Source organism: Streptomyces cahuitamycinicus (assembly GCF_002891435.1).
Taxonomy (GTDB): domain Bacteria; phylum Actinomycetota; class Actinomycetes; order Streptomycetales; family Streptomycetaceae; genus Streptomyces; species Streptomyces cahuitamycinicus.
In genome coordinates this window covers 1-10855 of the sequence record NZ_POUC01000276.1, presented here as the reverse complement: position 1 = coordinate 10855, position 10855 = coordinate 1, and the positions used below count along the sequence as shown (strand labels likewise).

Genomic DNA, 10855 nt, shown 5'->3' with positions numbered 1-10855 from the left:
GGCGAGGGTAGCGGGTGGGGACCGCCCCTGTGACCGGCGTGAATGCCGACGGCCCGGCTCCCCGTGAGGGGGCCGGGCCGTCGGCGAGGGGTGGATCAGCCCTCGGTGGGCTCCGCGGCGGCCGTGGCCTTGCGGGTGCGGCGGGCCTTGGGCTTCGCCTCCGCCACGTCCTCCGAGGTGGTGGCCGTGGTCGCCTTGCGCGTCCGGCGCGGCTTGGCGGCCTCGGGCTCCTGATCCGCCTGTGCGGGGATCTCGGCGACGGCCGCGACGGGCTCGGTGGCCTTGCGGGTGCGGCGGCGCGGCTTGGCCTCCGTGCCTTCGGCTGTGTCCACGGCGGCTTCAGCCGCTGCGGCGGTCTTCCGCGTGCGGCGCGGCTTGGCCTCGACTGCCTCCCTGTCCGGGGCGGCGGCGGCCGTCTTCCGGGTGCGGCGCGGCTTGGCCTCGACGGTCTCCGGCTCCTGGGCCGTCTGGGCCGGGATCTCGGCGACGGCCGCGACGGGCTCGGTGGCCTTGCGGGTGCGGCGGCGCGGCTTGGCCTCCGCACCTTCGGCCGTGTCGACCGCGTCCTCCGCCGGGGCGGCGGCCTTGCGGGTGCGGCGCGGCTTGGTCTCCGAGGACTCGGGAGCCGCGGCCTCGGCCGTGGTCTCGGGTGCCTCGGCGGTCTTGCGGGTGCGGCGGCGCGGCTTGGCCTCCGTGCCTTCGGCCGTGTCGACGGCGGCCTCGGCCGCCGCTGCCGTCGCCTTGCGCGTACGCCTGGGCTTCGCCTCGGCCGTCTCGGCGGAGTCCGCCGCTGCGGCCGTCTTGCGAGCGCGGCGCGGCTTGGCCTCGGCCGTCTCGGCGGTGTCGACGATCGCCTCAGTCTCCGCGGCCGTCTTGCGGGTACGGCGCGGCTTCGTCTCCACCGGCTCCGCAGCGGACTCGGTGGTCCCCTCGGCCGTGTCGACCGCCGACTCGGCCGCGGACGCCGCCGTGGCCTTGCGGGTGCGGCGGCGCGGCCTGGCGGCGGCCTCGGGCAGCGCGGCTTCCGCGGCGGCCGGGGCCTCGGCGACGATCACCGGCTCCGGGGCCGACGGCGTCACCGCGGCCTCGGTCTCCACCGCGGCCGTCTCCGAGCGGCGCGTACGGCGTCGGCGCGACTTCGTGGCCGTCTCCGGGGCCTCGGCAGCCGTGCCCTCCGCCGTCGCGACGGCGGTCTCCGCCTGCTCGGATCCGGGGGACTCGACCGCCGTGACGGGGGCCGCCTCGGACTGGGCCCCGCCGCGGGTGCGGCGACGGCGGCGCGGGGTGCGCGGAGCCGTGACGGCGTCCGCCTCGGCGGCGCCGCCGGTGGCCGTGCTGTCCGGCGCGGTGGTGCCGGCGGACTCGGGCGCCCCGTCCACCGTGCTACCGCCGCGCGTACGGCGACGGCGACGCGGCGTACGCGACGAGCGCTCGCGGTCGGCCGAGCGGGACTCGTCCCGGTCGCCGCCACCGCGGCCGCCGCGGCCGCGTGGCCCGCGGCCGCCCGTCTCGCCCAGGTCCTCCAGCTCCTCCGCGTCCAGCCCGGCGCGCGTACGCTCCGAGCGCGGCAGGACGCCCTTCGTGCCCTCGGGGATGCCGAGGTCGGTGTAGAAGTGCGGGGAGGTGGAGTACGTCTCCGGCGGGTCGCTGAAGCCCAGGTCCAGCGCCTTGTTGATCAGCTGCCAGCGCGGGATGTCGTCCCAGTCGACGAGCGTGATGGCCGTACCCTTCGCACCCGCGCGGCCGGTTCGGCCGATGCGGTGCAGGTACGTCTTCTCCTCTTCCGGCGACTGGTAGTTGATGACGTGCGTCACGCCCTCGACGTCGATGCCGCGGGCGGCGACGTCGGTACAGACGAGCACGTCCACCTTGCCGTTGCGGAAGGCGCGCAGTGCCTGCTCGCGGGCGCCCTGGCCGAGGTCGCCGTGGACCGCGCCGGAGGCGAAGCCGCGCTGCTTGAGCTGGTCGGCCAGGTCGGCCGCGGTGCGCTTGGTGCGGCAGAAGACCATGACCAGCCCACGGCCCTCGGCCTGGAGGATGCGCGAGACCATCTCGGGCTTGTCCATGTTGTGCGCGCGGTAGATGAACTGCTTCGTGTTCGCGACCGTCGCGCCCGCGTCGTCCGGGGAGGTGGCGCTGATGTGCGTGGGCTGCGACATGTAGCGGCGGGCCAGGCCGATGACCGCGCCCGGCATGGTGGCCGAGAACAGCATCGTCTGGCGCCGCACCGGCAGCATGTTGATGATCTTCTCGACGTCCGGCAGGAAGCCCAGGTCGAGCATCTCGTCGGCCTCGTCGAGGACCAGGCTCTTGACGTGCTTCAGGTTCAGCTTCTTCTGCCCGGCGAGGTCGAGGAGCCGACCCGGGGTGCCGACGACCACGTCGATGCCCTTCTTCAGGGCCTCGACCTGGGGCTCGTAGGCCCTGCCGCCGTAGATGGCGAGGACGCGTACGTTGCGCACCTTGCCCGCGGTCAGCAGGTCGTTGGTGACCTGCGTGCACAGCTCGCGCGTGGGGACGACGACGAGCGCCTGCGGGGCCTCGGTGAGGTCTTCGGGCTCGGCGCGTCCGGCCTCGACGTCGGCGGGGACGGTGACGCGCTCGAGGAGCGGAAGGCCGAAGCCCAGCGTCTTGCCGGTGCCGGTCTTGGCCTGGCCGATGACGTCCTTGCCCGTCAGAGCGACGGGGAGCGTCATCTCCTGGATGGGGAAGGGAGTGATGATGCCGACGGCTTCAAGGGCCTCGGCGGTCTCGGGGAGAATTCCGAGCTCTCGGAACGTAGTCAGGGTGCTGCCTCTTCTGTGTGGGCGGCGCGAGGCGAGCGCGGGGTCGTGTCAGACCGTGCCGGGGACGTCGGCTGCCTACGGGCGGGCCGTAGAGCACGGGACCGCGCCGACGCTCTAGCGCTCGTGCCGCTGAGGGTGTCCCCCTCCGGGTCTCGTACGCACTGTGGCGGACGGCCGGGGAGGGCTGTCGGGTCGGAGCCGATCGGGCCACCGACCGGGCATCCTCATACGTGCGGCCTGTCGAGGTACGTCGACGTACCAGCAGGCGCATTACCACCATACCCCGGAATCGCGCACATGCGATGGCCGATTCGGTCACGTAGTCGTCATCACAGTGATTGACCAGGGCCTTACGCCCCCCGGCGAGCGGGCTATTGTGCGCTTTATGACGAGCTCTGACAAGCCTGAGAACGCCTCGGACACCGCCGCCGCCGAACCGACCTCAGTCGCCGCCCGGGACTGGGCGACGGCCTCCGCCGACCCGCAGTACCGCGCCGCGGTCGTGGACCTGCTCGGTGCGCTCGCGTACGGGGAGCTGGCGGCGTTCGAGCGGCTCGCGGAGGACGCCAAGCTGGCGCCGACACTGGCGGACAAGGCGGAGCTGGCGAAGATGGCGTCGGCGGAGTTCCACCACTTCGAGAGGCTGCGCGACCGGCTTGCCGAGATCGGCGAGGAGCCGACGCGGGCGATGGAGCCGTTCGTCGCCGCGTACGACGGGTTCCACAAGCAGACGGCCCCCTCGGACTGGCTGGAGGGCCTCGTCAAGGCCTACGTCGGCGACTCCATCGCCAGCGATTTCTACCGGGAGGTCGCCGCCCGGCTGGACTCCGACTCCCGCGGCCTGGTGCTGGCCGTTCTCGACGACACGGGCCACGGCGGCTTCGCCGTGGAGAAGGTACGGGCCGCGATCGACGCCGACCCGCGCGTGGGCGGGCGGCTCGCCCTGTGGGCCCGGCGGCTGATGGGCGAGGCCCTGTCGCAGTCCCAGCGGGTGGTCGCCGACCGGGACGCGCTGTCGACCATGCTGGTGGGCGGGGTCGCGGACGGCTTCGACCTCGCCGAGGTCGGCAAGATGTTCTCCCGGATCACCGAGGCCCACACCAAGCGGATGGCCGCGCTGGGGCTGGCCGCCTAGCTAATTTCTAGTTCCTCGCCTGACGGTCACGTCGTCGGCGCCGCCACCGTCGGCGACCCGTCAGGCGGTCGCCGACCGGCGGCGCAGTCTTCCCGCGGGGCGCAGCAGCAGCGACAGCGATGCCACGGAGACGATCACCGCACCGAGCAGGACGAGCAGCACGTGCCCGGCGTCCAGCGCGCTGTGCATGACGAAGGCCCCGAAGAGAGCACCGGCGACACCGGTCGACAGCACCATGGGGCGGGCCGGGAGCCGGTGCGACAGGCGGTGTGCGGCCGCCCACGCCAGAGCCAGGCCCAGGATCGTGGAGCTCAGCGCTTCCAGGAGCATGTCGGGGTCCCTCCCACACGGCCGGCTGCCCAAATCGGTCGTAGCCCGTCTTACCCCTGACCTGCGGAATCCAATCCACCCCTGTGGGCGACTTGTGCTCCATCCGTGGAGGAAGCGGTGCGCCGCAAGGGACCGGGAACGCCAGGGGGACCGTTAACGCCAGAGCCGTCAGCGCCAGAGTCGTAAGGTCAAGGGGCCGACCGGGAACGCCGAGGGGGCGGGACGGCCGACAGCCGTCCCGCCCCCTGGGCGTATGCGCCTACAGCGCGCCGAAGCCCACCTTGCGCGGGGCCGGCTCACCGATCTCGACGTACGCGAGACGGTCGGCCGGGACGAGGAGCTTGCGGCCGTGCTCGTCCACGAGGCTCAGCAGCTGCGACTTGCCTGCCAGGGCCTCGGCGACCACGCGCTCGACCTCCTCGGCAGTCTGACCGCTCTCCAGAACGATCTCGCGGGGCGCGTGCTGCACGCCGATCTTGACCTCCACGGCTATGTCCCTCCGACGGTCAGTGATGTGCGCGACCTTCCGCGCCGTACGCAGCACACATTAGCCCGGTGAGGGGACGTACATGCTCCGCCCGGGAACGCCACGAGCGAACACCGGGCGGGAACAAGGCACCCGTCAGTGGTGCGGCTGGTCCATGCCGTGAAGCGGGAAGCCGGCGATACCCCGCCACGCCAGCGAGGTGAGCAGCTGTACGGCCTGGTCGCGCGGCACACTGCGGTCGCTGTGCAGCCAGGACCGCGCGACCACCTGGGCCAGGCCGCCCAGGCCCGAGGCGAGCAGCATCGACTCCGCGCGGGACAGGCCGGTGTCCTCGGCGATGACGTCGCAGATCGCCTCAGCGCACTCGTTCGTGACCTTGTCGACGCGCTCGCGCACGGCGGGCTCGTTCGTCAGGTCCGACTCGAAGACCAGGCGGAAGGCGCCGCCGTCGTCCTCGACGTAGGCGAAGTAGGCGTCCATCGTCGCCCGGACGCGCTGCTTGTTGTCGGTCGTCGACGCGAGCGCGTTCCGTACGGACTGGATGAGCGATTCGCAGTGCTGGTCCAGCAGCGCGAGATAGAGGTCGAGCTTGCCCGGGAAGTGCTGGTAGAGCACCGGCTTGCTGACGCCTGCGCGCTCCGCGATGTCGTCCATCGCGGCCGCGTGGTAGCCCTGGGCCACGAAGACCTCCTGGGCGGCGCCCAGGAGCTGGTTGCGTCGGGCACGGCGCGGCAGGCGTGTGCCCCGCGGGCGAACCGCCTGTGTCTGCTCGATGGCTGTCACGCCGCCTCCCATGTTCGTCCATGTGCGGATCTGGCCGCGTCGCCATCGTACTTTTCGGTAACCCCGGTGTGCGCGGTGAGAGCGCAGGATTTCACGGACCGGACGGTTGCGAAAGCGGTTGCGAAGGTTTTAAACAGGGTCAGAGCGGGCAAAATGCGGCCTCTCTCCTGTTCTGTGGAACTGCTCGTCGCCCGTCGGCGGCGAGCGTCACCGGTAGTCGTCCTCGTCGAGCGAGACGATCCGGGCCTGCTCCACCAGGTCGGCCTCGTTGGCCCGGTCCGGGTCGACGCCGGTCAGCGGGTCGTCGCGGTCCGGCGCGATGTCGGCCTGCTGCTCGGCCGCGTCGACCTCGGGGGCCTCGACGTCCAGCTCCTGCGCCTCCGGCGCGTCCTCGGCCTCGAACGTCTCGGGGTCGGTGGGATCTACGGCCATGCTGGGCTCCCTTCCTACAAACGTCCCTGGGAATGCAGGGGCCACACGCGGGTGCCCTCTGTACGAGCCTAGGAGACACCCGATCCGGACGCTATGCGATCCGCGTCCGGGACGTGACGCAGTGCTCATCCCTTTGACTGCTACCCACGTGTGCTCGGGTGCCTCCTCTTCCGCCCCTCCAACGGGCCGAATCCTGTGACGGCGAACACAGGCGAACACATGAGTCACTGCGTGATCGTCTCGTAACATTGCCGCATGTCTTCGACCGAGCTGCCGTTCGTGCCGCCCGCCAATGTGCTGCCGAAGGTGGGGACCGTCCGGGTCGCGGAGGGTGAGCGCCTGCGGTCGGTCGAGCTGCCCGGCGTCACGCTGACGGTCCGGTCGAGGCCTCCCGCGCGCGAGGGGCTGCCGCCCGCGCTGTACGTGCACGGGCTCGGCGGTTCCTCGCAGAACTGGTCGGCGCTGATGGCGCTGCTGGACGGCGCCGTCGACGGCGAGGCCCTCGACCTGCCGGGCTTCGGCGACTCCCCGCCACCGGACGACGGCAACTACTCCGTCACGGGGCACGCGCGCGCGGTCATCCGTTACCTCGACGCCTCCGGGCGCGGCCCCGTGCACCTGTTCGGGAACTCGCTCGGCGGCGCCATCACCACACGTGTCGCCGCGGTCCGGCCCGATCTGGTCCGTACGCTCACGCTTGTGTCGCCCGCTCTGCCAGAGATCCGAGTGCAGCGCTCCGCCGTGCCCACGGGGCTGCTGGCGGTGCCCGGCGTCGCCCTGCTCTTCACCCGGCTCACCCGGGAGTGGACGGCGGAGCAGCGGGTCCGTGGCGTGATGGCGCTGTGTTATGGGGACCCCGGCCGTGTGACGCCGGAAGGATTCCGCAATGCCGTGCAGGAGATGGAACGGCGGCTGCGGCTGCCGTACTTCTGGGACGCGATGGCGTGCTCCGCACGCGGGATCGTCAACGCGTACACCCTGGGCGGCCAGCAGGGGCTGTGGCGCCAGGCCGAACGGGTTCTCGCGCCGACCCTCCTCGTCTACGGCGGCCGTGACCAGCTCGTCGGCTTCCGCATGGCACAGAAAGCGGCCCGGGCATTCCGCGACTCCCGGCTGGTGACGTTGCCCGAAGCGGGTCACGTGGCGATGATGGAGTACCCGGAGACGGTGGCTCTGGCGTTTCGTGAACTCCTCGAAGACGCGGGAGAGTTGGGCGCGCAGCGAGCGAAGCGGGCCGGCCGGGCGGATACCGGGAGCGACGCCGCCGACGAAGCAGGTACCGACGAGAGCATGGGGGGCTGAGGCGCGACGTGGGACGCCACAGCCGCCGCGGACGGGTCGCCAAGGGCGACAGCGCGGACCCAACCGCAGTACGGGACGGCCGGACCGGGGCCACGCAGGGGCAGAGGCCGGGCCAGGCGTCCGACGCCGGCCGTGGAGCCCGGAGCGCACCGCCCGGTGCCCCGCAGGGCGGCTGGCCGCCGCAGGGCCCGCGCAGGGTGCCGGGGCCGCGGCCCGCGCCGACGGAGGGGGCGCCGCCGCAGAGCATGCCACGCCTCCCCGACGGCTGGCACCCCGACGGCACACCGCCCCAGGGCCTCCCCCGACTGCCGGACGGCACGCCGGTGCGCGGGGTGCCGCGCCTTGCTGAGGGGACTCCCTCGCACGGAGTTCCCCGGGTGGCCGGAGGCACGCCGCCGCGCGGGGTGCCGCGACTGCCCGACGGGACGCCCGCGCACGGCTTTCCGCAGGCCCGTGGCGGGGCACCCGCCGAAGTCGGTGCTCCGATACCGCGGCAGCGCCGGGCATCCGTGCCCGGGCCGCGGCAGGACTATCTCGATGCCTTCGTCGACGAGGAGGACGACGTCTTCGCGCCCCGTACGCCCGCCTCCGCGCACGCCGCGGACGCCTACGCCTCCGTCACGGACTGGAGCGCCGACACCGCTGCCGACTCCGGGTCCGGCGGACATGACGACGCGAGGCCCACCGGCGCGCCCGTGCGGGACAAGGGCGGCAAGGGCGGCAAGGGCCGTGCCTTCACCGGCATCGCGGCCGCGGCCGTCACCACCGTGCTGGCCGTCGTCGTCGCCGGCCAGGTCGCCGACGGCGGCGGCGCCGGGGTGCAGTCGCAGTCAACCCCCGACCAGGGCCGCGACGTCCGGGACTCCGCGTCCCGCGCGGACGGCCGGGCACCCGCCCCCGAGGTCAAGCCGCTGACGTACGACGAGAAGATGGGCAGGACCTACCCGCTCGGCGCCGAACTCAAGGGCTCCGGCAGGTTCGACGCCGTCCCCGGTATCGCCGAGGCGCCCGGTGCCGGGCAGAAGCTCACCTACCGCGTCGACGTGGAGCAGGGGCTCGGGCTGGACGGCGCGCTGTTCGCCGAGGCCGTGCAGCAGACGCTCAACGACCCGCGCAGTTGGGCCCACAACGGCGCGCGCACCTTCGAGCGCATCTACTCGGGCAAGCCCGACTTCGTGATCACTCTCGCCAGCCCCGGAACGACCGCCGACTGGTGCGCCAAGTCAGGCCTGGACACCACCCAGGACAACGTCTCCTGCGACTCGGCCGCGACCGAGCGCGTGATGATCAACGCCTACCGGTGGGCCCAGGGTTCACCGACCTACGGCGACAGCAAGATCCACGCCTACCGGCAGATGCTGATCAACCACGAGATCGGCCACCGCCTCGGTTACAACCACGTCACCTGCGACAAGAACGGCGACCTCGCGCCGGTCATGCAGCAGCAGACCAAGTTCCTCGACCACGACGGCATCCGCTGCCGCGCCAACGCCTGGCCCTACCCCGGAAATTGACAGGCGTCGCCGCGTCGCGGGCGGCACAGGCGTCACAGGGGCACGGGTGGTCACGGGGGCCACGGTAGTCACGGGTGTCACCTCCGTCACCGGCGTTACAGGCTGCGGGGCGCGATGCCAGGCGCGGTGACGGGGAGTCGGCCGCGGAATGACGATCAGTATCCGCTTGAATCCCTAGCGCGACAGAACGCGACCCGCACGGGAAAGTTACGACCGTTCACCCCTTTTGGTGGTGCGACGGACAACCGTCCGTCGCACCACCGCCTTGTCCGCATACGTTCGTCCCGCTGCGAGCCGCCGGGCAACGGCGGCTCCCCATACGGGAGATCGGGGGTGCACTCGTGCGCATCGGACTGCTTACGGAAGGTGGCTATCCGTATGTGAGCGGTGACGCCAGGCTCTGGTGCGACCGGCTGGTGCGCGGGCTCGCCCAGCACGAGTTCGACGTCTACGCGCTCAGCCGCAGCCAGTACCAAGAGGACGAGGGCTGGATCCCGCTGCCCCGCAACGTCCGCCGGGTGCGCACCGCACCGCTGTGGATGGCGGAGGACGACGAGGTGGTGCTCGGCCGCCGCGCACGCCGGCGGTTCACCGAGTGCTTCGGAGAACTGGCTGCCGTGCTGTGCGGGGTGCCGGGGGCTCCGTCGAGTGGTGCTTCCGGCGCGGCCGGGGGGAGCTCCAAGAGCGCCTCCAGTACTGCCGGAGAGATTTCCGGAGGTGCGCCGACCTCGGAGGCGGACCGTTTCGCCAACGCTCTGTACGGACTCGCCGAACTCGCCCGCGAGGAGGGCGGGCTGACGGGAGCCCTCCGATCGGAGGCTGCCGTACGCACCCTGGAACGCGCCTGTCGCGCGCCCGGCGCCCATCGCACGGCGCGTGAGGCGCGCGTACCGGATCTGCTCACCGTCGCCGCGCACCTGGAGCGCGCCCTGCGCCCCCTCTCCCTCGACTGGTACGAGGACGACGGACTGGGTGCGGTCGACCTCTGCCACGCGGCGTCCGGCGGCCCGGCCGCCCTGCCCGGCCTGCTGGCCAGGCACTTCACCGACGTGCCCCTGATGGTGACCGAGTACGGCGTGCGTCTGCGGACGCATTACCTCACCGCTCCGGACGCCCCACCCGCCGCACGGTCCCTGCTGGCGGCCTTCCAGGGCCGACTCGCGGCCGAGACCTACAGACGGGCCGAAGTGGTCACGGCCGGCAACACACATGCCCGCCGCTGGCAGGAGCGCTGCGGTGCCGAGCGCGAGAAGCTCCGCACGGTCTACCCCGGCATGGACGCCCGGCCCTTCGCCGAGGTGGGCGAGTCCCCGGACTGTGCGGACCCGGACACGCTCGTCTGGGTCGGCCGCGTCGAGCCCGCCAAGGACCTGGTCTCCCTGCTGCACGCTTTCGCGGAGGTCCGCAAGCAGTCGCCGCGGAGCCGCCTGCGCATCGTCGGCGCCCCCGCCGGCCCCGAGGGCACGGCCTACCTCGGCCACTGCAGGACACTGGCCGCCCAACTCTTCCCCGACGAGGCCGAGGGCCCGCACGCCGCCGGAGACAACCCGGTGTCCTTCGAGGAGACCGGCGGCCCCGAACTCCCGGCCGCCGTCGACGCCTACGCCTCGGGCGCCGTGACCGTCCTCTCCAGCGTCGTCGAGGGTTTCCCCGTCGGCCTCGTGGAGGCCATGCTCTGCGGGCGCGCGACGGTGTCGACCGACGTCGGCGCGGTCGTGGAGGTCATCGGCGGCACGGGGCTCGTCGTACCGCCGCGCAATCCGCGGGCGCTCGCCGAGGCTTGCGTGGCGCTGCTGCGCGACCCCGAGCGGCGTGCGCGCCTGGGAGCCGCCGCTCGCGCCCGGGCCCTCGAACTGTTCACGGTCGAGCAGAACATCGAGGCGTTTCACAGCATTTACCTGGAGATCGTCTCGCGGGTGCCCGTACGACGTGCCCTCCTCGACGGAGCGGGAGAGCCGCTGCCGTTCGCGGTTCCCGCCGAAGCCCATGTGCCCGTCCACTGGACCGCCACGTCCCCCAGCCTCGCCGCCCGCAACGGCCCCGGCTGGGCCGCGAGCAGGCCCGTACGCGCGACCACGCCCCTCCC

9 protein-coding genes are annotated in these 10855 nt (G+C 72.7%); 4 read left to right on the top strand and 5 right to left on the bottom strand.

Annotated features, from left to right (window positions below; genetic code table 11):
• Window positions 1-95: 95 nt before the first annotated feature.
• Complete coding sequence (locus C1J00_RS29155; protein ID WP_102911986.1) at window positions 96-2696, bottom strand: DEAD/DEAH box helicase; 2601 nt, start codon at window positions 2694-2696, stop codon at window positions 96-98.
• A 475-nt stretch (window positions 2697-3171) separates the two neighbouring features.
• On the opposite strand from C1J00_RS29155, the gene C1J00_RS29145 reads away from it, so the two are divergent.
• Window positions 3172-3921, top strand: a complete 750-nt coding sequence (locus C1J00_RS29145) for a ferritin-like fold-containing protein (protein WP_030854785.1) — start codon at window positions 3172-3174, stop codon at window positions 3919-3921.
• A 60-nt stretch (window positions 3922-3981) separates the two neighbouring features.
• Here C1J00_RS29145 and C1J00_RS29140 read toward each other — a convergent pair whose 3' ends face one another.
• The 4 genes from C1J00_RS29140 to C1J00_RS29125 form a co-directional block, all read right to left on the bottom strand.
• Complete coding sequence (locus C1J00_RS29140; RefSeq protein WP_102911985.1) at window positions 3982-4251, bottom strand: hypothetical protein; 270 nt, start codon at window positions 4249-4251, stop codon at window positions 3982-3984.
• Window positions 4252-4510: 259 nt separating this feature from the next.
• Window positions 4511-4738 (bottom strand): DUF3107 domain-containing protein, encoded by a 228-nt coding sequence (locus C1J00_RS29135; RefSeq protein ID WP_030854792.1) that lies wholly within the window; start codon window positions 4736-4738, stop codon window positions 4511-4513.
• 135 nt (window positions 4739-4873) lie between these two features.
• Window positions 4874-5521, bottom strand: coding sequence for a TetR/AcrR family transcriptional regulator (locus C1J00_RS29130; RefSeq protein ID WP_102911988.1), 648 nt, complete (start codon window positions 5519-5521; stop codon window positions 4874-4876).
• A gap of 207 nt (window positions 5522-5728) precedes the next feature.
• Entirely contained in the window at window positions 5729-5953 is a 225-nt protein-coding gene (locus tag C1J00_RS29125; RefSeq protein ID WP_102911984.1) for an Rv3202a family protein, read from the bottom strand.
• 255 nt (window positions 5954-6208) lie between these two features.
• On the opposite strand from C1J00_RS29125, the gene C1J00_RS29120 reads away from it, so the two are divergent.
• The 3 genes from C1J00_RS29120 to C1J00_RS29110 form a co-directional block, all read left to right on the top strand.
• Window positions 6209-7255, top strand: coding sequence for an alpha/beta fold hydrolase (locus C1J00_RS29120; RefSeq protein ID WP_102911983.1), 1047 nt, complete (start codon window positions 6209-6211; stop codon window positions 7253-7255).
• Window positions 7256-7500: 245 nt separating this feature from the next.
• The gene (locus C1J00_RS29115; protein WP_245936549.1) at window positions 7501-8769 is read left to right on the top strand and encodes a DUF3152 domain-containing protein; all 1269 of its coding nucleotides are present in this window, start codon (window positions 7501-7503) and stop codon (window positions 8767-8769) included.
• A 341-nt stretch (window positions 8770-9110) separates the two neighbouring features.
• Window positions 9111-10855 (top strand): DUF3492 domain-containing protein (locus tag C1J00_RS29110; protein ID WP_102911987.1); only part of this gene is annotated, 1745 nt, incomplete at its 3' end.